Here is a 23353-nt window from a genome sequence, read left to right as displayed (position 1 = left end):
CGTGGTCGACAACCTGACTCCCGTCCTGACGAAGCGCTGGCTGTCGCCGCGCTCGTGGACGCTGAAGACCTACGAGCAGCTGGAGGGGTACACGGCGCTGCGCAAGGCGCTCAAGGCCCACCCGGACCAGCTGATCCAGCAGTGCAAGGACTCCGGCCTGCGCGGTCGCGGCGGCGCGGGCTTCCCCACGGGCATGAAGTGGGGCTTCATCCCGCAGGGCGACGGCAAGCCGCACTACCTCGTCATCAACGCCGACGAGGGCGAGCCGGGCACCTGCAAGGACATCCCGCTGATGATGGCGGACCCGCACTCGCTGATCGAGGGCATCATCATCACCTCGTACGCGATCCGGGCGAACTTCGCCGCGATCTACGTGCGCGGCGAGGTGCTGCACGTGATCCGCCGGCTGCACGCGGCCGTGCGCGAGGCGTACGAGGCGGGCTACCTGGGCAAGGACATCCTCGGCTCGGGCTTCGACCTCGACGTGGTCGTGCACGCGGGCGCGGGCGCCTACATCTGCGGCGAGGAGACGGCGCTGCTCGACTCGCTGGAGGGCAAGCGCGGCCAGCCCCGGCTCAAGCCGCCGTTCCCGGCGACCGCGGGCCTGTACGCCTCGCCGACCGTGGTGAACAACGTCGAGACGATCGCCAGCGTGCCCTACATCGTCAACGGCGGCGCTGACTGGTTCCGCACCATGGGCCGGGAGCGCTCGCCGGGCCCGAAGATCTTCTCGCTGTCCGGCCACGTGGAGCGCCCCGGCCAGTACGAGGCGCCGATGGGCACCACGCTGCGCACGCTGCTGGACATGGCGGGCGGCATGAAGGACGGCATCCCGCTGAAGTTCTGGACGCCGGGCGGCTCGTCGACCCCGCTGTTCACCGCCGAGCACCTGGACGTGCCGCTGGACTTCGAGGGCGCGGCCGAGGCGGGCTCCATGCTGGGCACCACCGCGTTGCAGATCTTCAACGAGACGGTGTCCGTGCCGTGGGCGGTCATGAAGTGGACCGAGTTCTACAAGCACGAGTCGTGCGGCAAGTGCACGCCGTGCCGCGAGGGCACCTACTGGTTGGTGCAGATCCTGCAGCGGATGGTGGCGGGCAACGGCACGGCCAGTGACATCGACACGCTGCTGGACGTCTGCGACAACATCCTGGGCCGCTCGTTCTGCGCCCTCGGCGACGGCGCGGTCAGCCCGATCACCAGCGGCATCAAGTACTTCAAGCACGAGTTCCTGGCCTTGTGCGACCAGAACTCCCAGGTGTTGGCAGGTGCTAACGCATGACGATCGCCCCTGAACAGAAAGCCGAGCTGGTGGTCCCGGAGGGCCACGTCAAGCTCGTCATCGACGGCGTGGAGGTCGTCGCGCCCAAGGGCGAGCTGCTGATCCGCACCGCGGAACGGCTCGGCACCGTCATCCCGCGCTTCTGCGACCACCCGCTGCTGGAGCCCGCGGGCGCCTGCCGGCAGTGCCTGGTCGAGGTGGAGATGGGCGGCCGGCCGATGCCGAAGCCGCAGGCCAGCTGCACCATGACGGTCGCCGACGGGATGGTCGTCAAGACCCAGCTGACCTCGCCGGTGGCGGACAAGGCGCAGCAGGGCGTGATGGAGCTGCTGCTCATCAACCACCCGCTGGACTGCCCGATCTGCGACAAGGGCGGCGAGTGCCCGCTGCAGAACCAGGCGCTGGCGCACGGCCGCGCGGACTCGCGGTTCCACGAGCACAAGCGGACGTTCCCGAAGCCGATCCCGATCTCGACGCAGGTCCTGCTGGACCGCGAGCGGTGCGTGCTGTGCCAGCGCTGCACGCGGTTCTCCGCGCAGATCGCCGGCGACCCGTTCATCGAGCTGCTGGAGCGCGGCTCGCAGCAGCAGATCGGTGTCGCGGAGGAGAAGCCGTTCCAGAGCTACTTCTCCGGCAACACCATCCAGATCTGCCCGGTGGGCGCGCTGACCAGCGCCGCGTACCGGTTCCGCGCCCGGCCGTTCGACCTGATGTCGACGCCCGGCGTGTGCGAGCACTGCTCGTCCGGCTGCTCGACGCGCACCGACTGGCGGCGCGGCAAGGTGCAGCGCCGGCTGGCGGGCGACGCGCCCGAGGTCAACGAGGAGTGGACCTGCGACAAGGGCCGCTTCGCCTTCACCTACGCCACCGCGGGCGACCGGATCCGCCGCCCGCTGGTGCGCGACCAGGCCAGCGGCGAGCTGCGCGAGTCGTCCTGGACCGAGGCGCTGCAGCACGCCGCCGAGGGCCTGGCGAAGGCGCGTGACGGCAGGGGCGTCGGCGTGCTGGCCGGCGGTCGCCTCACCGTCGAGGACGCCTACGCGTACTCGAAGTTCGCCCGGATCGCGTTGCGCACCAACGACGTCGACTTCCGCGCCCGCGCCCACTCGGCGGAGGAGCTGGAGTTCCTGACCAGCGCGGTCCTCGGCACGAACCCCGACAACGGCGGCGTCACCTACGCGGGCATCGAGTCCGCGCCGGCCGCGCTGCTGGTCGCGTTCGAGCCGGAGGAGGAGTCGCCGATCGTGTTCCTGCGGCTGCGCAAGGCGGCCCGCACGAAGCGGACGAAGGTCTACCACCTGGGCCAGTACACGACGCCCGCGGTGGAGAAGACGAACGGCGTGCTGCTCGCGTGCGTGCCCGGTGGCGAGCCCGCCGCGGTGAACGCGCTGCCCGAGCACGCCGCCGACGTGGTCGACGAGCTGGCGAAGCCGGGTTCGGTGATCCTGGTCGGCGAACGCGCCGCCGAGGTGCCCGGCCTGTTCTCCGCGGTCGCCGCGCTGGCCGAGCGGACCGGCGCGAAGGTCGCCTGGATCCCGCGCCGCGCCGGTGAGCGGGGCGCGCTGGAAGCCGGTCTGCTGCCGACGCTGCTGCCGGGCGGTCGCCTGGTCGGCGACGACGCGGCCCGGGCCGAGGTCGAGCAGGCGTGGGGCCTGGAGCCGGGCGCGCTGCCCGCGAAGGCGGGCCGCGACACCAACGGCATCCTGGTCGCCGCCGCGAGCGGTGGGCTGGACGCACTGGTCGTCGGCGGTGTCGACCCGTTCGACCTGCCGGACCCGGGGCTGGCCCAGCGCGCGCTGGAGTTCGCCGGTTTCGTGGTCAGCCTGGAGCTGCGGCACAGCGCGGTCACCGCGCACGCCGACGTGGTGCTCCCGATCGCGCCGGCCGTGGAGAAGGCGGGCACCTACCTGAACTGGGAAGGCCGCCCGCGCCCCTTCGGCACCACGATCGACGGCACCGGCGCGCTGCCGGACGGCCGGGTGCTCGACACGCTGGCCGTGGAGATGGACGCGGACCTGTTCACCCAGACCCCGGCCGCCGCCGCGGCCGACCTGGCGAGGCTGGGCGCCGCGACCGTGACGGCGTCCGCGCCGACCGTGCCCGCGCCGCTCCTCTCGCAGCCCAAGGCGGGCCAGGCCGTGCTCGCGACCTGGCGCAGGCTCCTGGACAACGGCTCGTTGCAGGACGACGAGCCGAACCTGGCGGGCACCGCGCGCCCGGTGGTGGCCAAGCTGTCCGCCGCCACCGCCGCGCACCTGGGGGTGGACCTCGGTGGCGAGATCACCGTCTCCACCGATCGGGGCGAGGTGGTGCTGCCGGTCGAGGCGGCCGACCTGCCCGACGGCGTCGTGTGGCTGCCCGGCAACTCGGGTGCGGTCACCGTGCGGCGCAACCTCGTCGCCGGCCACGGCTCAGTGGTGGCCGTCTCTAGCGGAGGCATTGCATGAGCACCGCAGAACTCCTCGCCGACGATCCGCTCTGGCTGATCATCGTCAAGGTCGTCGGCATCTTCGCGTTCCTCGTGGTCATGACCCTGTTCATGATCAACTGGGAGCGCAAGGTCGTGGCCAGGATGCAGCAGCGTCCCGGACCCAACCGGGTCGGACCGAACGGCTGGCTCCAGTCGCTCGCCGACGGCCTGAAGCTCGCGTTCAAGGAGGACATCCGCCCGGTCCTGGCCGACAAGTGGGTGTTCTTCCTGGCGCCGGTGATCTCGTGCATCCCCGCGTTCGTCGCCTTCTCGGTGATCCCGATCGGCGGTGAGGTCTCCATCTTCGGCGAGCGCACCGCGCTGCAGCTGGTCGACCTGCCGGTCGGCGTGCTGGTCGTGCTGGCCTGCTCCTCGCTCGGCGTGTACGGCATCGTGCTGTCGGGCTGGGCGTCCGGCTCGCCGTACCCGCTGCTGGGCGCGCTGCGCTCGGCCGCGCAGGTGATCTCCTACGAGATCGCGATGGGTCTGTCGATCGTCGCGGTCGTCATGCACTCGCACTCGCTGTCCACGTCCGACATCGTCGACGCGCAGAGCAGCGGCTGGTACTTCTACCTGCTGCCGGTCAGCTTCCTCATCTACGTCTGCTCGATGGTCGGCGAGACCAACCGCGCGCCGTTCGACCTCCCCGAGGCCGAGTCGGAGCTGGTCGGCGGCTTCCACACCGAGTACAGCTCGCTGAAGTTCGCGCTGTTCTTCCTCGCCGAGTACGTCAACATGGTGACCGTCTCGGCGTTGGCCACCACGCTGTTCCTGGGCGGCTGGCGGTTCCCGTTCGTCGGCGACGACCACCTCCTCAACAGCGGCTGGTTCGGCCTGCTGTGGTTCGTGGTCAAGACGCTCGGCTTCCTGTTCCTGTTCATCTGGCTGCGCGGCACGCTGCCCCGCCTGCGCTACGACCAGTTCATGCGGCTCGGCTGGAAGTTCCTGGTCCCGATCGCGCTGGTCTGGTTCGTCGCGGTGGCGTTCGCGCGCTACCTGCGCCAGGAGTGGGAGTCCTCCAGCGGGCTGGACACCAGCACGGCGCTGATCGTGATCGGCGCGTTCCTCGCGGTCGTGCTGCTGATCGCGTTCCTGCTGCCGGACAAGCGGGAACCGCACGACCCCGACGCCGTGCCGGTCACCGGCGGCGGCTACCCGGTGCCACCGCTCGACCTGAAGGTGCCCAAGGCGCCGCCGCGCCGGCAGGTGCGGGTGGCCGAGCTGCCCGGCGCCGAGAACCAGACGCAGGAACCGGCCGCGGTACCCGCAGCTTCACACAAGGAGGCCAGCGATGGGCGTGTTTGATCCCGTCAAGGGCTTCGGCGTCACCTTCGGCACGATGTTCAAGAAGGTCGTCACCGAGGAGTACCCCGAGGTCAAGAAGGTCACCGCGCCGCGGTTCCACGGCCGCCACCAGCTCAACCGGCACCCGGACGGGCTGGAGAAGTGCGTCGGCTGCGAGCTGTGCGCGTGGGCGTGCCCGGCGGACGCGATCTTCGTCGAGGGCGGCGACAACACCGAGGACGAGCGCTACTCGCCCGGTGAGCGCTACGGCAAGGACTACCAGATCAACTACCTGCGGTGCATCGGCTGCGGCCTGTGCATCGAGGCGTGCCCGACCCGCTCGCTCACCATGACCAACGAGTACGAGCTGGCCGACGACGACCGCCAGAAGCTGATCTTCACCAAGGAAGACCTGCTCGCGCCCCTCCTCGCCGGCATGGAGCAGCCGCCGCACCCGATGCGGCTCGGCGAGAACGAGCAGGACTACTACGTGAACGGCCCGCGGCTGGCCCGCGAGGCCGGTGTCCCCGCCGGCGCGATCGTGGAGACCGGGCCCGAGGAGGCGGGCAAGTGAGCCTCTCGTTCCTGCTCCAGCAGCCCGACGAGGTCCAGCGCGTGGTCGACACCGTCACCACCGGCGAGGCGGTCGCGTTCTGGGTCCTGGGGCCGCTGGCCCTCGCCGGCGCGCTGGGCATGCTCTTCGCGCGCAACGCCGTGCACTCCGCGCTGTGGCTGGTGCTCACCATGCTCAGCCTCGGCGTGCTCTACATGGTCCAGCAGGCGCCGTTCCTCGGCTTCGTGCAGATCATCGTCTACACCGGCGCGATCATGATGCTGTTCCTGTTCGTGCTGATGCTGGTCGGCCGGGACAGCTCCGACTCGGTGGTCGAGGTGCTTCGCGGCCAGCGGCTCGCCGCGGCGGTCATCGGCGTCGGCTTCGCCGGCATCGTGGTCGCCTCGGTCGCCCGCGCCCTGACCGACGTCGAGCCGGTCGGCCTCGCCGCGCAGAACACGCAGAACGGCGGCAACGTCGTCAACATCGGCGAGGCGCTGTTCACCGACTACCTGTTCCCGTTCGAGCTGACGTCGGCGCTGCTGATCACCGCGGCGGTCGGCGCCATGGTGCTCGCGTTCACCTCGCGCACCGGCAAGGACGCCAAGAAGACCCAGCGCCAGCTGGTCGAGGAGCGCTTCCGCGGCGACCGCCCCGGCTCGCTGCCCGGCCCCGGCGTGTTCGCCACCGCCAACTCGGTGGCCACGCCCGCCCTGCTGCCGGACGGCTCGGTCGCCGCCGAGTCCCTGTCCGAGCTGATCGAGACGACCGCCAAGGAAACTCTCGAGGACGACGTCGCGGAGGTGTCCGGCAGCGGGCACGAGCCCGACGCGCACGCGCTCAAGGGAGAGTCGTCGTGACCCCTACGTACTACCTGCTGCTGTCCGCGCTGCTGTTCAGCCTCGGCGCGGTCGGCGTTCTGGTGCGGCGCAACGCCATCGTGGTGTTCATGTGCGTGGAGCTGATGCTCAACGCGGTGAACCTCAGCCTGGTCACGTTCGCCCGGATCAACGGCGGGCTGGACGGCCAGGTGATGGCGTTCTTCGTGATGGTCGTCGCCGCGGCCGAGGTCGTGGTCGGTCTGACGATCATCATGGCGATCTTCAAGACGCGTCGCTCGGCCTCGGTCGACGATTCCAACCTGCTGAAGTACTGAGAGGTCCACGGTGACGGAACCTGTTGCCGCCAGCGGGATCGGCAGTCTCGCCTGGTTGTTGCTAGCCCTGCCGGCCTTCGGCGCGCTCGTGTTGCTCGTGGGTGGCAAGCGCACCGACAAGTGGGGTCACCTGCTGGGCTGCGCCACCGTGATCGCCGCGTTCGCGTACGGGGTCGCGCTGTTCTTCGACACGCTCGCGCTGTCGCCCGAGCAGCGCACCGCCGAGGTGCACCTGTTCGACTGGATCCCGGTCGAAGCGCTGAACGTGGAGTTCGGGCTGCGCCTCGACCCCCTGTCGCTGACGTTCGTGCTGCTGATCACCGGTGTCGGGTCGCTGATCCACATCTACTCGATCGGCTACATGGCGCACGAGGCCGGGCGGCGGAAGTTCTTCGGCTACCTGAACCTCTTCGTCGCCGCGATGCTGCTGCTGGTCCTCGGCAACGGCTTCGTGACGCTGTACTTCGGCTGGGAGGGCGTCGGCCTCGCGTCGTACCTGCTCATCGGCTGGTACCAGCACAAGCCGGAGGCGGCGTCGGCCGCGAAGAAGGCGTTCCTGATGAACCGGGTCGGCGACCTGGGTCTCGCGATCGCCATCTTCCTCATGTTCAAGACGCTGGGCACCACCCAGTACACCGACGTGTTCGCCCGCGTCGGCGAGTTCTCCTCGGCCGAGGTGCTGGCGATCACGTTGCTGCTGCTGCTCGGCGCGTGCGGCAAGTCGGGCCAGTTCCCGCTCCAGGCGTGGTTGCCGGACGCGATGGCGGGCCCGACGCCGGTCTCCGCGCTGATCCACGCGGCCACGATGGTCACCGCGGGCGTGTACCTGATCGCCCGCTCGAACCCGATCTACAACCTGTCGGCGGACGGCCGCCTGGTCGTGATGATCATCGGTGGCGTCACGCTGCTGATCGGCTGCATCATCGGCTGCGCCTACGACGACTTCAAGAAGGTGCTGGCCTACTCGACGGTCAGCCAGATCGGCTACATGATCCTGGCCGTCGGCCTCGGTCCGGTCGGCTACGCGCTGGGCATCATGCACCTGCTCACGCACGGCTTCTTCAAGGCGGGCCTGTTCCTCGGCGCCGGTTCGGTCATGCACGGCATGAACGACGAGGGCGACATCCGGCGGATGGGCGGCCTGGCCAAGAAGATGCCGATCACCTTCGTCACCTGGACGTTGGGCTACCTGGCGCTGATCGGCTTCCCGTTCCTGTCCGGCTACTTCTCCAAGGACGCCATCATCGCGGCGGCGTTCAGCGAGCCGGGTTGGCGCGGATGGGTGTTCGGCGGCGTGGCCGCGCTGGGCGCGGGCATCACCGCGTTCTACATGACCCGCCTGCTGTGCCTGGTGTTCCTGGGCAAGCCCCGCTACACCGAGCTGAAGTCGGCCGACGGCCGCGAGTACCACCCGCACGAGTCCGGCCTGTCGATGACGGTGCCGATGATCCTGCTGGCGGTCGGCTCGGTCGGCGCGGGCTGGTTCTTCGAGTCGAACCACAACCTGTCCGGCTGGCTCACGCCGTCGCTCGGCGAGTTGCAGGAGCAGCACGGCGTGCTCTCGCACGGCGTGGTGAACCTCCTGGTCCTCGGCCTGTCGGCGCTGGGCGTGCTGCTCGGGTTCCTGCTGTTCGGCCGCGGCACGCAGCCGGTCGAACGGCCGGCGCGGGTGTCGTTCCCGGTCCGCGCCGCGCGTGCCGACCTGTACGGCAACGCGCTCAACGAGGCGCTGTTCGCGCGGCCGGGCACCTGGCTCACCCGCGCGCTGGTGTTCGTGGACAACAAGGGCGTCGACGGCCTGGTGAACGGGTCGGCGGCGCTGCTGGGCGGTAGCTCGGGCCGGCTGCGCAGGCTGCAGACCGGGTTCGTGCGCTCGTACGCGCTCTCCATGCTCCTGGGTGCGGTCTTCGTCCTGGGCGCGCTGCTGATGGTGAGGTTCTCGTGAGCTGGACGCTGATCGCGCTGCTCCTGCTGCCGCTCGTCGGCGGCCTGGTGGTGGCGTTCCTGCGGGGCAACGACCGGTTGGCCAAGACGGTCGCGCTGGCGTTCTCCCTGGTGGAGCTGGGCCTGGCGGTGCTGGCGTGGACGGCGTTCGACCCGGGTGGCGAGCGGTTGCAGCTCACCAGCTCGGCCGACTGGATCCCCGCCTTCGGCGTGCACCTGTCGTTCGGCGTGGACGGCATCGCCCTGGTGATGATCGCGCTGATCGCGTTCCTGGTGCCGGTCGTCATCGGCGGCTCGTGGGCGGACAAGCTGCCCGAGGGCCGCAGCGCCGGCGGGTTCTTCGCGCTGCTGCTGGTCATGCAGACCGGCATGGTCGGCGTCTTCGCGGCCACCGACGTGTTCGTGTTCTACGTGTTCTTCGAGGCCGTGCTGGTCCCGATGTACTTCCTGATCGGCCGCTTCGGCGGGCCCAACCGGCAGTACGCGGCGATGAAGTTCTTCCTGTACTCGCTGCTCGGCGGCCTGATCATGCTGGCCTCGGTGATCGGCCTGTACGTGGTGAGCGCGGACAAGCTCGGCGCCGGCACGTTCGACTGGGCCACGCTGGTCACGGTGACGCGGGAACTGCCGCTGTCCACCCAGATCTGGCTGTTCCTCGGCTTCTTCGTCGCGTTCGCGATCAAGGCGCCGCTGGTGCCGCTGCACACCTGGCTGCCCGACGCCGGTGCGGAAGCGCCGGTGGGCGCGGGCGTGCTGCTGGTCGGCATCCTGGACAAGATCGGCACGTTCGGGTTCCTGCGCTACTGCCTGCCGCTGTTCCCGGCGGCCAGCAAGGAACTCGCGCCGGTCGTGCTGATCCTGGCCGTGGTCGGCATCCTGTACGGCTCGCTGCTCGCCGTCGGCCAGTCCGACATGAAGCGGTTCGTGGCCTACACGTCGATCGCCCACTTCGGCTTCATCGCGCTGGGCATCTTCGCGTTCAGCTCGCAGGCCGGCACGGGCGCGGTGCTCTACATGGTCAACCACGGCATCTCGACCGGCATGCTGTTCCTGGTCGTCGGCATGGTGATGGCCCGCGGCGGGTCGCGCCTGATCGAGGACTACGGCGGCATGGCCAAGCTGACCCCGGTGCTCGGCGGCCTGTTCTTCGTGGCCGGCCTGTCGTCGCTGGCGCTGCCGGGCACCAACTCGTTCGTGAGCGAGTTCCTGGTGCTCATCGGCTCCTACCCGAACGAGCCGGTCTACACGATCCTGGCCGCCGTCGGCATGGTCCTGGCCGCGCTGTACGTCCTGTGGCTGTACCAGCGGGTGTTCCAGGGTCCGGTGCGCGGCACCGCGATGCTCAACCTCGTCGGTGGTCCGGGTGCGGCGGTCGACCCGGAGAAGGCGTCGCCGCCCGACCTGAACAAGCGCGAACTGGCCGTGCTCGCGCCCCTGGTGGCGCTGATCTTGGTGCTCGGCTTCTACCCGAAGCCGGTGTTGGACGTGATCACCCCGTCCGTCGGGGCGACGCTCAGCGAGGTCGGGGTGGCCGACCCGGTCGCGCAGGAAGGCAAGTGACGTGACGACGTTCCTCTCGCAGAACGTGGAACGGCTGCAAGCCCCGGAGATCGACTACGGGGCCGTCGCACCGTTGCTGATCGTCCTCGGCGCGGCCTGCCTCAGCGTGCTCTTCGAGGCGTTCCTGCCCAAGGGGCAGCGGTGGGCGGCGCAGGTCGTGCTGACCCTGCTCACGCTCGCCGCCGCGGGCGCCGGGCTGGCGCTGTACGCGTCCGCGGAGAGCACCCTCGAACAGGGCAAGCTGACCCTGGCCGGCACCGTCGCGGTCGACCGCCCGGTGATCTTCCTGTGGGGCACGCTGCTCCTGCTCGGCCTCGGCGCCGTGCTGCTCATCGCGGACCGGTCGGTCGAGCCGGGCGGCGCGTTCGTCGCGGACGCCTCGATCCTGCCCGGCGCGGCGGTCGGCGTGCGCGAGCAGCTGCGCCGCCGGGAGATGCAGACCGAGGTGTTCCCGCTGACGCTGTTCGCGCTCGGCGGGATGATGACCTTCGTCGCGGCGAACGACCTGCTCACGATGTTCATCGCGCTCGAAGTGATGTCGCTGCCGCTGTACCTGATGGCGGGCCTGGCCCGCCGTCGCCGCCTGCTGTCGCAGGAAGCCGCGGTGAAGTACTTCCTGCTCGGCGCGTTCGCGTCGGCGTTCTTCCTGTACGGCGTGGCCCTGCTGTACGGCTTCGCGGGCTCGGTGAAGCTGGCGGACATCGCCAGTGCCACCACCGCCACCGACCGGTCCGACACGCTGCTCTACGCGGGCTTCGGCCTGCTGATCGTGGGTCTGCTGTTCAAGGCCTCCGTCGGCCCGTTCCACGCCTGGACGCCGGACGTCTACCAGGGCTCGCCCACGCCGGTGACGGCGTTCATGGCGGCGTGCACGAAGGTCGCCGCGTTCGGCGGCATCCTGCGCGTGCTCTACGGCGCGTTCGAGCGGTCGAGCTGGGAGTGGAACGGCGTGCTGTGGGGCGTGGCCATCGCGTCCATGGTGATCGGCGCGGTCCTCGGCCTCACCCAGACCGACGTGAAGCGGATGATCGCGTACTCCTCGGTGGCGCACGCGGGCTTCCTGCTGATCGGCGCGATCTCGCTGAACGACCAGGGCCTGTCCGGCACGATGTTCTACCTGATGGCGTACGGCTTCACCACGATCGCCGCGTTCGGCATCGTCAGCCTGGTGCGCAACGGCGACGGCGAGGCCACCCACCTGTCCCAGTGGGCGGGGCTGGCCAAGCGGTCGCCGGTGGTGGCGGGCGTGTTCACGTTCCTGCTGCTCGCGCTGGCCGGTCTCCCGCTGACCAGCGGGTTCGTCGGCAAGTTCGTGGTGTTCGCGGCGGCCGTGGAGGCCGAGATGGTGCCGCTGGTGGTGATCGCCCTGGTCGCTTCGGCGGTGGCGGCGTTCTTCTACCTGCGGGTGATCGTGCTGATGTACTTCAGCGAGCCCGCGGCCGACGGCCCGACCGTGAGCGTGCCCGGCGCGTTCACCACGGTGGCCATCACCCTGGGTGCCGCGATCACGCTCGTGCTCGGCGTCTTCCCGTCCTTCGCGCTCGATTGGGCGGGTGCCGGCACGTTCATCTTCTAGTGGTACGTAGGCTCTGTGACCGTGACCAGTAGCGAGCGGGCGGGGACGGGGTTCCGGTTTGAGGACCCCGTGCTCGCGGAGGTGGTTCAGGACGGGCTGGCCGAGGTGGAAGAGCTGCTGCACAAGGTCGTGCAGAGCGAGTTCCACCCGGTGATGGAGACGTCCCTGCACCTGGTGTCCGCGGGCGGCAAGCGCATCCGCCCGCTGTTCACCATCCTGTCCGCCCAGTTCGGCGGCACGTGGGACCGGGAGAGCGTGATCAAGGCGGCGGCGGTCGTCGAGCTGACCCACCTGGCCACGCTGTACCACGACGACGTGATGGACGAGGCCACCATGCGCCGCGGCGCGGAGTCGGCCAACGCGAAGTGGGACAACAGCATCGCGATCCTGACCGGCGACTACCTGTTCGCGCACGCGTCGGCGCTGGTCGCGGACCTGGGCACGGGTGCGGCGCGGATCATCGCGGAGACGTTCTCCGAGCTGGTGACCGGCCAGATGCGCGAGACGATGGGCCCGCGGCCCGGCGAGGACCCGGTCTCGCACTACCTGACCACGATCTCGGAGAAGACCGGGTCGCTGATCGCCACGGCGGCGCGGTTCGGCGCGATGTTCTCCGACGTGACGCCCGAGCAGGTCGAGGCGCTGCGCGCGTACGGCGACGTGATCGGGGCGGCGTTCCAGATCTCGGACGACGTCATCGACATCGCCTCGCCGTCGGAGGAGTCGGGCAAGACACCGGGGACGGACCTGCGCGAGGGCGTCAAGACCCTCCCCATGCTCTACGCCCTGCAGGACGAGCCGGACTCACGCCTGGCGAAGCTCCTGGCCGGCCCGATCACGGACGACGCCGAGGTGGACGAGGCCCTGACCCTCCTCCGCGCCTCCTCCGGCCTGCTCCGCGCCCGCGCCACGCTGGACGACTACGCCGCCCGCGCCCGCGCCACCCTGAGCGTCCTCCCCGCCGGCACCCCCCGCGACGCCCTGGCCTCCGTGAGCGACTACGTCGTCACCCGCTCCCACTAACCCCGCGCGTGTCGAACCTCCAGAACAGGCGTGTCCTACCTTCGGAACGCGCGTGTCCTACATTCCCGTACCCCGAGTTGAACGCTCAGAACTGGGCCCGCCGGTCCTGAGCGTTCAACTCGCGTGTTCCGAACGTAGGACACGCGTGTTCGGAACGTAGGACACGCCGTTAGGTCAGGTTGGGGAGGGGGAGGCGGCGGTGGGTGCGGACGGTGTCCACGGTGAAGATGGCCAGGGCCACCCAGACCAGGGCGAAGCCGAACCAGCGTGACGCCGGCATCGGCTCGTGCATCACGAACACGCCCCACGCGAACTGGAGCACGGGCGCCAGGTACTGCAGCATCCCCATGGTCACCAGCGGCACGAGGCGGGCGCCCGCGCCGAACAGGATCAGCGGCACGGCGGTGACCAGGCCGGCCGACGCCAGCCACAGCGCGTGGCCCCACCCGCCCGAGTGGAACGTCCCCGCCGACCCGAGCCAGACCAGGTAGCCGACCGCGATCGGCGCCAGCACGACGCTCTCCGCGGTCAGGCTCGCCGTCGCGTCCAGCGGCACGGTCTTCTTCAACAGCCCGTACACGCCGAACGAGCACGCCAGCACCAGCGAGATCCACGGCAGCCTGCCGTAGTCCACGGCCAGCACCACGACCGCGGTCACCGCGATGCCCAGCGCGACGTACTGCGGCAGGCGCAGGCGTTCGCGCAGGACGAACACCCCGAGCAGCACGCTCACCAGCGGGTTGATGAAGTAGCCGAGCGCGGCCTCGACGACGTGCGAGGTGTTGACCGCGTGGATGTAGACGCCCCAGTTGACCGCGATGAGCACGGACGCGGCGGCCACCATCGCCCACCCGCGCGCCGACAACCGGCGGATGCCCGCCCAACGGCCGAGCACGGCGGTGATGACCACCATCACGACCAGGGACCACGCGATCCGGTGTGCCAGGATCTCCACCGAACCGGCCGGCTGGAGCAGCGGCCAGTAGGCGGGCACGATGCCCCAGAGGAGGTAGGCGCCGACGCCGAAGGCCATCCCACGGTTCGTGCGGTGAACATCCGGCGCGGCAGTGGGTGCAGAGGTCAACGGCGGCACACGGGCTACTGTACGCGGCCGTTTTGGCTGGTCAGTTGCTCCAGGTGGCCTACTATCGAACCTTGACCACAGGTCCGGCCGGCCCCACGCGCCGGACCCGGCGGTCAGGGTAGTTTTGCACCGCTTCCCCTTCCGGGTGAAGGCTCGGAAGCGGAGCGTGTCGGGGTGTGTGACAAGCAGCAGTGGGAGGGTCTCCCGTGAGTTCGCTCTTCGGGCAGGTGTGGCTGTGGAGCCTGCTGTCCTTCGTGGCAGGCGTCGCACTCACCTGGCTGGTCCTGGTGCGTCCGGCGAAGCGCGAGCTGGCAGACCTGGAGGAACGCCTCCTCACGTCGCCGCGTCCCGCCACCGGTTCGTCGTCGGGCAGTTCGGTCGCGCCGAGGGCCGAGGCGGGTGACGAGTTCGACAACTGGCACGTCGAGGCGTCCCGGTCGCTGGCGGACGACGTGCTGACGCCCGAGCCGCCGCGGTACGAGCCCGCCGCCGAGCGGGCCCGGTTCGAGGCGCCGCCCGAGCCGGTCCGGTACGACGTGACGAACATGAAGCTCGACCAGCGCGACTCGTTGCTGGAGGAGCTGGACGACGAGCACCGGCCGTTGTCGGACTTCGAGGAGCAGCACGACTTCCCCGAGTTCGACGCCGAGCCGCCGCGCAGCCTGTTCGAGCGGCTGACGCCGGGCCAGGACTCCCGGGAGACGCTGGAGCCCAAGCCGCGGTCGTACCAGCCGGACGACGAGCCGGAGCTGCCTGCGGAGACCACGCACCTGATGCCGGCGGTGCCCGCCGCGCCGGTCGCCGAGGTCGCGCCGCGGGTGGAGGAGCCGACCGCGCCGCCGGAGGTGGAGGTCTTCCAGCCGCGCGAGGTGTGGCGCGAGGAGCCCGTCCGGGAGGTCTACGACGAGGACGTGGACACTGCTGGCCACGAGGAGGAGGACGAGCCGGAACGCCGGCCGAACTCCACCGAGGAGACGGCGCTCATCCCGGCCACCGCGCTGGCGCAGGCCATCGCCGAGGTGGACGGCGAGCAGCGCCGGGCCGAGGAGCCCCAGCCGCAGGTGTGGCCCGAGCACGACCTCACCGGCCACTTCACGCCGGTGGACGTCGAGTCGGCGCGCGGTGAGCTGTCCGAGCCGGCCACGAGCCCGACGTCCAGCGACGAGGCGTTCCTCAACCAGCTGTCGCGCGACGACGCGCACCGGCCCGAGGCACGACGGCAGCCGACGCGCGACACCGAGGCGCAGACCGAGGTGCGCCCGGTCGATCCCCACCTGGTCGAGCCCCACCGCGGCGACGCGCGTCCGGGCGACGAGGTCCGCGAAGAAGAAGGCCCGCGGACCGACGTGATCCGCGCCGTGTCCGATGCCGCGCCGGCGGAGCCGAAGACCGGGTTCGCCGAGCCGCCGCGCGAGCCCGAGCCCGCCGCCGTGCCGGAGCCTCCCGCGTTCCAGCCCGCCGCGCCCGAGCCGGCCGCGTTCCAGCCGCCCGAGCCCGCCGCGCACCAGCCTGCCGCGCCCGAGCCCGCCCAGCCCGCCGTGCCCGAATCGGCCGCCGAGCCCGAGGTGGCGGAGCCGCCCGCGTTCGAGCCGACGTTCGTGCCGCAGCACGCCGACCAGCCCCTGCCCGCCCGCTCCGACCAGGCCGCGGCGCCCAAGCCGGAGCCGAAGAAGGACGAGCCCGCACGGCCGCGCAGCCTGTTCGAGCCGCTGGAGGACGACGACGAGGAGCCGGAGCCCGATCGGCCCCGCCCCGCGTCCGCGTCGTCCGGCAACGACCAGCCGTTCGTGCCGACGCTCTCGCCCGAGCTGCTGGCCGGCAACCCCCTGCCGATGAACCCGACCGGCCTCCCGCAACGGCCCACCCGCCCAACGGGGGCGCCGCGCACGCCGCCGCCCGCACCGCTCGCGCCGAAGCCGATCACGCCGCCGCCACCGCGCCCGGTGCGCCCGCGGCCGGTCGGGTTCAGCCCGAGCACCGGCGGCAGGCAGCAGGCCGCGCCCGGCAGCACCCGCTTCCAGGGCCAGCAGGAGGGCTTCAACCCGCGCTCGCCGTTCGGCCCCGGTTCCGTGCTGCCGAAGTCGGACGGCCTGGCGCCCGCGCCGGAGTTCCAGGTCAAGGCGACCCTGACCGGCCGCCGCTACTTCACCAACGAGTCGGCGAACTTCCGCGAGACGCGCGCCGACGTCTGGTTCCGCACCACGACGGACGCGGAGAAGGCGGGCTTCCGCCAAGCGCCGTAACCACGCTCTTCCCTGGGGAGGGAAAGCGCGAAGACCCCCTGTTCCGGGAGGCGGAACAGGGGGTCTTCGTCGTGCCGGAGGCGGCCGGGACTCAGCCGGCCACGGTCCAGGTGTCCTTGCCGTGCAGCAGCGCGCGCAGGTCCGCGGGCTTCGCGGCCTTGGCCTGCTCCACCTGCGCCCGCGCCGCGTCGTCGTACGTGGTGCGCGCGACGTTGCGGAACACGCCGGTGACGGTGTGCTGCAGGTCCTGCGTCGACAGCCGCGACAGCGCGAACGACAGGTTCAGGTCCGACGCGTCGTGCACCACGACGTCCGCCGGCGAGACGTCCGCCGACTTGGCCACGGCCAGGCCGAAGCCCTCCCGGACCACGGAGTACTCGCCGTTGCCGAACGTGATCGGCTGCCCGTCGACGACGTTGATGATGCGGCGCGCGGCCTCGTCGGCGTCCTTGAGCACGTCGAACGCGCCGTCGTTGAAGATCGGGCAGTTCTGGTAGATCTCCACCAGCGCCGACCCGCGGTGCTCGGCGGCCTGCCGCAGCACCTCGGTCAGCCCCGCCCGGTCCGAGTCGACCGCGCGCCCGACGAACGTGGCCTCCGCGCCCAGCGCCAGCGACACCGGGTTGAACGGGTGGTCCAGCGACCCGAGCGGCGTGGACTTGGTGACCTTGCCCTCTTCGGACGTCGGCGAGTACTGGCCCTTGGTCAGGCCGTAGATCCGGTTGTTGAACAGCAGGATCTTGAGGTTCACGTTGCGGCGCAGCGTGTGGATCAGGTGGTTGCCGCCGATGGACAGCGCGTCGCCGTCACCGGTGACGACCCACACCGACAGGTCGGGCCGGGCCACGGCCAGGCCGGTCGCGATGGCCGGCGCGCGCCCGTGGATGGAGTGCATGCCGTAGGTGTTCATGTAGTACGGGAACCGCGACGAGCAGCCGATCCCCGAGACGAACACGATGTTCTCGCGCTTGAGCCCCAGCGTGGGCAGGAACGACTGCACGGCGTTGAGCACCACGTAGTCGCCGCAGCCGGGGCACCAGCGGACCTCCTGGTCCGACTTGTAGTCCTTGGCCTTCTGCGGCTCGTCCGCCGTGGGAACGCCGACCAGACCCCCCACGGTCGGCAGGCCCAGTTCCGTCGCCGTCATTCGGACACTCCCTTGATCACGTCGGCGAGCACGTCCTGAAGCTCTTCGGCCTTGAACGGCAGGCCTTGCACCTTCGTGTAGCTGATCGCGTCGACCAGGTACTTGGCGCGCAGCAGCAGCGCCAGCTGGCCGAGGTTCATCTCCGGCACGACGACCCGGTCGTACCGGGCGAGCACGTCGCCCAGGTTCTTGGGGAACGGGTTGAGGTGCCGCAGGTGGGCGTGCGCGACCGGCAGGCCCAGCTTGCGCACCCGCCGTGCCGCCGCGCCGATCGGGCCGTAGGACGAGCCCCAGCCCACGACGAGCACGCGTGCCTCGCCGGACGGGTCGTCGACCTCGACGTCGGGCACCTCGATGCCGTCGATCTTGCGCTGCCGCAGCCGCACCATGTAGTCGTGGTTGGCCGGGTCGTAGGAGATGTTGCCGGTGCCGTCGGCCTTCTCCAGCCCGCCGATGCGGTGCTGCAGACCGGCCGTGCCGGGCACCGCCCACGGCCGCGCCAGCGTCTCCGGGTCGCGCAGGTACGGCCAGAACGTCTCACCGTCCGGCGAGTTCGGCTCGGTGGCGAACTCGACGCCCAGGTCGGGCAGCTCGGACAGCTCCGGGATCAGCCACGGCTCGGAGCCGTTGGCGATCGCGCCGTCGGACAGCAGCAGCACCGGCGTGCGGTAGACCAGCGCGATGCGCGCGGCCTCCATGGCGGCGTCGAAGCAGTCCGCGGGCGACTGCGGCGCGACGATCGCGACCGGCGACTCGCCGTTGCGGCCGAACATCGCCTGGAGCAGGTCGGCCTGCTCGGTCTTGGTCGGCAGGCCGGTGGACGGGCCGCCGCGCTGCACGTCGATGACGATCAGCGGCAGCTCGGTCATCACGGCCAGGCCGATGGTCTCCGACTTCAGGGCCACGCCCGGGCCGGACGTCGACGTCACGCCGAGCGCGCCGCCGTAGGACGCGCCCAGCGCCGCGCCGATGCCCGCGATCTCGTCCTCGGCCTGCAGCGTCGTGATGCCGAAGTTCTTGTGCTTGGACAGCTCGTGCAGGATGTCCGACGCCGGGGTGATCGGGTACGTGCCGAGCACCACGGGCAGCCCGGACTGCTGACCCGCGGCAACGAGGCCGTAGGCCAGCGCGGTGTTGCCGGTGATCTGGCGGTACGTGCCCTGGTTGAGCTTGGCGGGCGCGACCTCGTAGGTGACCGCGAACGACTCGGTGGTCTCGCCGTAGTTCCAGCCCGCCCGGAACGCCAGCACGTTGGCCTCGGCGATGTCGGGCTTCTTGGCGAACTTCTCGCGCAGGAACCGTTCCGTGCCCTCGGTCGGCCGGTGGTACATCCAGGACAGCAGGCCGAGGGCGAACATGTTCTTCGCCCGTTCCGCGTCCTTCTTGCCCAGGCCGGTGTCCTCCAGGGCGCCGATGGTCAGCGTGGCCATCGCGACCTTGTGCACCTGGTAGGTCTCGGTGAGGGAGTTGTCCTCGAGGGGGTCGGCCGCGTAGCCGACCTTGACCAGGTTGCGCTTGGTGAACTCGTCGGTGTTGACGATCAGGATCCCGCCCTTGGGCAGGTCGTCGATGTTCGCCTTGAGCGCCGCCGGGTTCATCGCCACGAGCACGTCGGGGCGGTCGCCGGGGGTGAGGATGTCGTAGTCGGCGAAGTGCAGCTGGAAGCTGGACACGCCCGGGAGCGTGCCCTGAGGCGCCCGGATCTCGGCCGGGAAGTTCGGCTGGGTGGCGAGGTCGTTGCCGAACGCGGCGGCTTCCGAGGTGAACCGGTCACCCGTGAGCTGCATGCCGTCGCCGGAGTCGCCGGCGAACCGGATCACCACGCGGTCGAGCTTGCGGACCGTGCCGGTCCTGCCGGGCTCGGTCTGCCCGGGCCCGGTCCGGTCAGGCGAGCCACCTGGCGCGGCGCCGTTACCAACGTCGGTAGTCATGTCCTACGCCGATCCCTTTCCTCACAACCGCCTGAGGGCTCCTGCCCCCGTGCCCCTCCGCGAGGGTAGTCGTGCTCGCACAGGTGCCGGTTTCTCCCGTACCACTGTGCGGGACGGTTCGTCCCACCAGGTGCGCGGGGCGTCAACTGGGCAGTAATCGAGTAATACTGGCCGGTAACTGTTACTCAAAGTTACAGGTATTCGAGGTGGCTGTCCAGGTCACTCGCGGCTGCTGATCCTGGCCTTCATCGCCGCGAGCTTCGCCTGGAACTCCGGTGTCCCGATCGAGGCCACCTGGGGCGTCAGCTCGGTGTCCACGGCCTGGGCGTGGTCGGCGAGCGCGGCGGTGGTGCGCATCGACGCCTTGATCGTGCGGACCAGCTCGCGCGGGGCTTCGGCCGACGGGCGCGCGAACCCGACCGCGGCGTCGACCAGTTCGTCGTGCCCGCCGTCGACCCGTGCCCAGGCCAGCCCGTGGGATACCGCCGCGTCCGCGTCCAAAACCTGGCCGAACAGGGTCATCGCGGTCGCGGTCTGGGGACCGGCGAGCCGGTGCAGCATCCACGTCATCCCGCCGCCGGGGTGGATGCCGAGTTGCAGGAACCGCGCGTCGAACTTCGCGTGGGCGTTCACCAGCCGGACGTCGCAGGCCAGCGCCAGGTTGAGGCCCGCGCCGACCGCCGCGCCGCCGACCGCGGCGATCGTGGGCAGCGTGCAGCGGGCCACCGCGAGGAACCCGGCGTAGATGCGCCGCAGGCCCTCTTCCCGGGCTTCGCCCAGCGCGGTGAGGTCCGCGCCCGCGCAGAACGCCGGTGGCGTGCCCGTGATCACGACGGCGTGCACGTCGGCGTCGTCCTCGCAGGTCCGGACCGCGGCCACGAGCTGCTCGGAGAGGTCGAGCGTGAGCGCGTTGCGGCGTTCGGGGTCGTGCACGGTGATGACCGCCACGCGGTCGGAGCGTTGGAGGAGCACTTCGGCCATGCGCGCGACTCTAGGGTGCCGGCGGTCGGTCCAAGAGTCGGGACAACACAACAGTCGAAACGGTGCGCTCGATGATCTCGACGGCGCGCAGCCGTTCCAGCGCGGTCTCCAGGTGGTGGATGTTCGCCGCGCGCAGGTGCACGATGGCGTCCGCCGCGCCGGAGACGGTGTAGGCGGCGCGCACCTCGGGCATCGACTCGACGCGCTGCAGGATGTCGTGCGGCGCCACGTTGCCGCGGCAGTGCACCTCGACGAACGCCTCCGTGCCCCAGCCGAGCTGCTCCGGGTCGACGACCGCCGTGAAGCCGCGCAGGACGCCCGTGTCGAGCAACTTGTCCACCCGCCGCTTCACCGCGGGCGCGGACAGGCCGACTTCCTTGCCGATGTCGGCGTAGCTGGAGCGGGCGTTGGCCATCAGGCGCGAAATGATTCGCTGGTCGATCGTGTCCACACGCAACATAGTGCCCTAGAAGACGCAATATCGCGGCGTTGTTCGGGGGTCGGACGGCAATCTACATTTCGATCCATGACCTCGGTTTCCTTCGCGGGCCCCGGTGACGAGCCGATCGTGCTCGACGTCACCACGCCCGTAGCGCAGGTGCGCGTGCCGACCACCCGTCGGTACCTCATGTGCCCGCCCGCGTACTTCACGGTGGAGTACTCGATCAACCCGTGGATGGACCCCACGCAGCCGATCAGCACGTCGTTGGCGATGGAGCAGTGGACGGCCCTGAAGGAGACCTACGAGCGCCTGGGGCACGAGGTCGTGACCATCGAGCCCCAGCCGGGGCTGCCCGACATGGTCTTCTCGGCCAACTCCGGCACGGTCATCGACGGCCAGGTCCTCGGCTCCCGCTTCCGGGCGCCGCAACGCGCCGCGGAAGCCGACCACTTCCGCCGCTGGTTCCTGGCCAACGGCTACCGCGACGTCGTCATGCCCGAGCGCACGAACGAGGCCGAGGGCGACTTCACCTGGACCGGCAAGTACCTCCTGGCCGGCACGGGCTTCCGCACGGACCCCCTGGCCCACTCCGAGGCGCAGGAGACCCTGGGTGTGCCGGTCATCTCCCTGCAGCTGACGGACCCCCGCTACTACCACCTCGACGTGGCCCTGTTCGTCCTGGCGGACGACCTGGTCGCCTACTACCCGGACGCCTTCTCGCCGGGCAGCCGCCGAGTCCTCCGCAGGCTCTTCCCGGACGCCGTCATCGCGACCGCCGAGGACGCCGCCTGCCTGGGCCTCAACGCGGTCTCCGACGGCCGCCACGTCGTCCTGCCGGTCGAGGCGACGGCCCTGGCGGACCAACTCGCCCACCGCGGCTTCGAACCGGTCTTCGTGGACATCTCGGAACTCCGCAAGTCCGGCGGCGGCCCGAAGTGCTGCACGATGGAGCTGCGCGACTGATCCTTCGGCCGCACGCTGGTCAGCCCGGCATCACGGCCAGGCTGACCAGCGCGAACGTCAGTCCACCCGGCCCACGGCGGCGTAGCCGAGGTGGTGGGCGGGGCTGCCGGTGGGGATGTCGAGCCCCGGGCGGGGGTTCCACTCCGGCATCAGGGTCACGCCCGGCTCGACCAGCGTCATGCCGTCGAACAACGCCTCGACCCCCGCCCGGTCGCGGACGTACAGCTGCTCGATCACGCCCTTGTACGCCTCGACCATGGCGTGGACCTGCACCTTGGTCTCCGGGTCGGCGCGCTCGTCGGTCAGGTGCGAGAGCGCGATGTAGCTGCCCGGCGCGCACACGTCGCGGTAGGCCTTCATCAGGCCGACCGGGTCCTCGTGGTCGCCGACGAACACCATCACGCCGGTCATCATCACGCCCAGCGGCCGGTCCAGGTCGAGCATCCCGCGCACGCCAGGGTGGCCGAACAGCTCGTCGGGCCGCCGGGCGTCGGCCTCGACCATCACCGCGTTCGGGTTGCCGCGCAGGATCTGCTCGCCGAGCGCGACGGCGACCGGCTCGTAGTCCACGTAGACGACCTTGGCGTGCGGATCACGTGCCTGCGCGACCTCGTGCGTGTTGCCCGCCGTGGGCAGGCCGGAGCCGAGGTCGAGGAACTGGGTGATGCCCTGGTCCACCATGAACGCCACCGAACGGCGCAGGAACCCGCGGTTGAAGCGGGCGAGCATCTCCATGCCGGGCAGGACCGACTTGATCACGGTCGCCCGCTCGCGGTCGGCGGGCAGGTTGAACGCCCCGCCGAGGTAGTAGTCGTAGATGCGGGAGATGTTGGGTGTCTCGGGATCCAAGTGGGCGGTCTCGGAAACAAGCACTCGTGCCGTCCTAAGGTGGGATGGGTGCGGGCCGATCGCTGACGCCTTTCCCGACGAACGACACATGCTGCCGCACGTCAGGGCAATGGCAAACGGTCGGATAATCCCGGTATCGGCATTTCCGATGGCACGCGTGAATTGTCGCCGCCCACCCGCGGCGGCCCTGCCGAATCGTCGACCCGGCAGGGCCACGAAATGCGTTCGAAGGGCTACGGCGTGCGACCGGTGAGCCCGAGGATCCGGTCGATCAACGGCGCGTCGGACGGCACATGCACCTCGGGCCCGTACAGGCCCATGTCGCGTCCGATCGGCGCGGTCCGGACGAGGTCGGCGTGGAGGAACTCCAGCAGCTCCGCGTCCCATGAAGGAGCCTGACCGGTCGCCCGCGCCAGGTCCCACGTGTGCACGACCGTCTCACCCAGCACCATCGCGCCGATCGTCTCGGCCGGCATCTCGTGCGGCCCGCCGACCGTCGTCGTGCCGGTCCACGCCGACGGCTCGCCCCACGCGGCGGCGCGGTCGCGCAGTTGGGCGCTCAGGTCGGCGGCCCAGTCGCCCGCGGTGAGGTCGACGTCCGACTCCGCGGGGGCGGGCGGCGGCACGGGCGCCTTGCGCGCGGCGGCGTTCAGCGACGGACCCCAGAACAACAGGTGGTTGAGGAGTGTGCGGACGTCGAACTCGGCGCACGGCGTCGGCGCGTCCAACTGGTCGGGTTTGATGTTCTCGACGACCTCCAACGCGGTCGCCACGGCATTTCCGGTCAACAGCTCACGGGACATGCCGCCCACCGTAGGGACGGCCGTCGCGGGTGTATTGAACAAAGGCGACATACGCTCGCGGG

Annotated in this window: 19 protein-coding genes; 12 read left to right on the top strand and 7 right to left on the bottom strand. The window is 70.6% G+C overall.

All coding sequences use genetic code 11. The annotated features are described in order from the left end of the window. Window position 1: 1 nt before the first annotated feature. Genes nuoF through ADK67_RS05585 form a run of 10 tightly spaced genes read left to right on the top strand, consistent with a single transcriptional unit; the run spans window position 2 to window position 12848 of the window. Window positions 2–1282, top strand: a complete 1281-nt coding sequence (gene nuoF, locus ADK67_RS05630; RefSeq protein ID WP_053715307.1) for an NADH-quinone oxidoreductase subunit NuoF — start codon at window positions 2–4, stop codon at window positions 1280–1282. Then, on the top strand, window positions 1279–3729 hold the full coding sequence (locus ADK67_RS05625) for an NADH-quinone oxidoreductase subunit G (protein WP_053715306.1): 2451 nt from the start codon (window positions 1279–1281) through the stop codon (window positions 3727–3729). The genes nuoF and ADK67_RS05625 overlap by 4 nt, the downstream gene beginning before the upstream one ends. Beyond that, window positions 3726–5057: an NADH-quinone oxidoreductase subunit NuoH gene (nuoH, locus tag ADK67_RS05620; RefSeq protein WP_053715305.1), complete on the top strand. Its 1332-nt coding sequence runs from the start codon at window positions 3726–3728 to the stop codon at window positions 5055–5057. Before ADK67_RS05625 ends, nuoH begins: the two co-directional genes overlap by 4 nt. Further along, entirely contained in the window at window positions 5044–5610 is a 567-nt protein-coding gene (gene nuoI, locus ADK67_RS05615) for an NADH-quinone oxidoreductase subunit NuoI (RefSeq protein ID WP_053715304.1), read from the top strand. The genes nuoH and nuoI overlap by 14 nt, the downstream gene beginning before the upstream one ends. Beyond that, complete coding sequence (locus ADK67_RS05610; RefSeq protein WP_231648025.1) at window positions 5607–6449, top strand: NADH-quinone oxidoreductase subunit J; 843 nt, start codon at window positions 5607–5609, stop codon at window positions 6447–6449. The genes nuoI and ADK67_RS05610 overlap by 4 nt, the downstream gene beginning before the upstream one ends. Continuing rightward, window positions 6446–6745 carry an NADH-quinone oxidoreductase subunit NuoK gene (gene nuoK / locus ADK67_RS05605; RefSeq protein WP_053715303.1) on the top strand — a complete coding sequence of 100 codons (300 nt, stop codon included), beginning with the start codon at window positions 6446–6448 and terminating at the stop codon, window positions 6743–6745. The genes ADK67_RS05610 and nuoK overlap by 4 nt, the downstream gene beginning before the upstream one ends. Window positions 6746–6755: 10 nt before the next feature. Next, entirely contained in the window at window positions 6756–8690 is a 1935-nt protein-coding gene (nuoL, locus tag ADK67_RS05600; RefSeq protein ID WP_442974108.1) for an NADH-quinone oxidoreductase subunit L, read from the top strand. Continuing rightward, complete coding sequence (locus ADK67_RS05595) at window positions 8687–10249, top strand: NADH-quinone oxidoreductase subunit M (RefSeq protein ID WP_053715302.1); 1563 nt, start codon at window positions 8687–8689, stop codon at window positions 10247–10249. Before nuoL ends, ADK67_RS05595 begins: the two co-directional genes overlap by 4 nt. 1 nt (window position 10250) lies before the next feature. After that, window positions 10251–11825, top strand: a complete 1575-nt coding sequence (nuoN, locus tag ADK67_RS05590; RefSeq protein WP_053715301.1) for an NADH-quinone oxidoreductase subunit NuoN — start codon at window positions 10251–10253, stop codon at window positions 11823–11825. 21 nt (window positions 11826–11846) lie between these two features. Continuing rightward, window positions 11847–12848: a polyprenyl synthetase family protein gene (locus tag ADK67_RS05585; protein ID WP_053715363.1), complete on the top strand. Its 1002-nt coding sequence runs from the start codon at window positions 11847–11849 to the stop codon at window positions 12846–12848. Window positions 12849–13017: 169 nt separating this feature from the next. Here ADK67_RS05585 and rarD read toward each other — a convergent pair whose 3' ends face one another. Then, window positions 13018–13881 carry an EamA family transporter RarD gene (gene rarD, locus ADK67_RS05580; protein WP_053715300.1) on the bottom strand — a complete coding sequence of 288 codons (864 nt, stop codon included), beginning with the start codon at window positions 13879–13881 and terminating at the stop codon, window positions 13018–13020. Window positions 13882–14138: 257 nt separating this feature from the next. Here rarD and ADK67_RS05575 point away from each other — a divergent pair, with 257 nt between their 5' ends. Next, complete coding sequence (locus ADK67_RS05575; RefSeq protein ID WP_053715299.1) at window positions 14139–16175, top strand: sunset domain-containing protein; 2037 nt, start codon at window positions 14139–14141, stop codon at window positions 16173–16175. Window positions 16176–16266: 91 nt separating this feature from the next. Here ADK67_RS05575 and ADK67_RS05570 read toward each other — a convergent pair whose 3' ends face one another. The 4 genes from ADK67_RS05570 to ADK67_RS05555 all read right to left on the bottom strand — a co-directional run bounded on the left by ADK67_RS05570 (window position 16267) and on the right by ADK67_RS05555 (window position 20685). Further along, complete coding sequence (locus ADK67_RS05570) at window positions 16267–17322, bottom strand: 2-oxoacid:ferredoxin oxidoreductase subunit beta (RefSeq protein WP_053715298.1); 1056 nt, start codon at window positions 17320–17322, stop codon at window positions 16267–16269. Further along, complete coding sequence (locus ADK67_RS05565; protein WP_053715297.1) at window positions 17319–19253, bottom strand: 2-oxoacid:acceptor oxidoreductase subunit alpha; 1935 nt, start codon at window positions 19251–19253, stop codon at window positions 17319–17321. The genes ADK67_RS05570 and ADK67_RS05565 overlap by 4 nt, the downstream gene beginning before the upstream one ends. 219 nt (window positions 19254–19472) lie before the next feature. Beyond that, window positions 19473–20234, bottom strand: a complete 762-nt coding sequence (locus ADK67_RS05560) for an enoyl-CoA hydratase (protein ID WP_053715296.1) — start codon at window positions 20232–20234, stop codon at window positions 19473–19475. A 10-nt stretch (window positions 20235–20244) separates the two neighbouring features. Then, the gene (locus tag ADK67_RS05555; RefSeq protein WP_053715295.1) at window positions 20245–20685 is read right to left on the bottom strand and encodes an Lrp/AsnC family transcriptional regulator; all 441 of its coding nucleotides are present in this window, start codon (window positions 20683–20685) and stop codon (window positions 20245–20247) included. 75 nt (window positions 20686–20760) lie between these two features. Here ADK67_RS05555 and ddaH point away from each other — a divergent pair, with 75 nt between their 5' ends. Continuing rightward, a complete protein-coding gene (gene ddaH / locus ADK67_RS05550; RefSeq protein ID WP_082403238.1) occupies window positions 20761–21639 on the top strand; it encodes a dimethylargininase in 879 nt (292 codons plus the stop codon). Between the two features lie 57 nt (window positions 21640–21696). On the opposite strand, the gene ADK67_RS05545 is transcribed toward ddaH, so the two are convergent. Both ADK67_RS05545 and ADK67_RS05540 read right to left on the bottom strand, forming a co-directional pair. Further along, window positions 21697–22512, bottom strand: coding sequence for an SAM-dependent methyltransferase (locus ADK67_RS05545; RefSeq protein ID WP_063797510.1), 816 nt, complete (start codon window positions 22510–22512; stop codon window positions 21697–21699). 209 nt (window positions 22513–22721) lie between these two features. After that, complete coding sequence (locus ADK67_RS05540; protein ID WP_082403236.1) at window positions 22722–23291, bottom strand: TIGR03086 family metal-binding protein; 570 nt, start codon at window positions 23289–23291, stop codon at window positions 22722–22724. Between the last annotated feature and the right edge of the window lie 62 nt (window positions 23292–23353).

Source organism: Saccharothrix sp. NRRL B-16348 (assembly GCF_001280085.1).
GTDB lineage: Bacteria > Actinomycetota > Actinomycetes > Mycobacteriales > Pseudonocardiaceae > Actinosynnema.
Note: the sequence above shows the minus strand (reverse complement) of the source record. Positions and strands in the feature narration are given on the sequence as shown.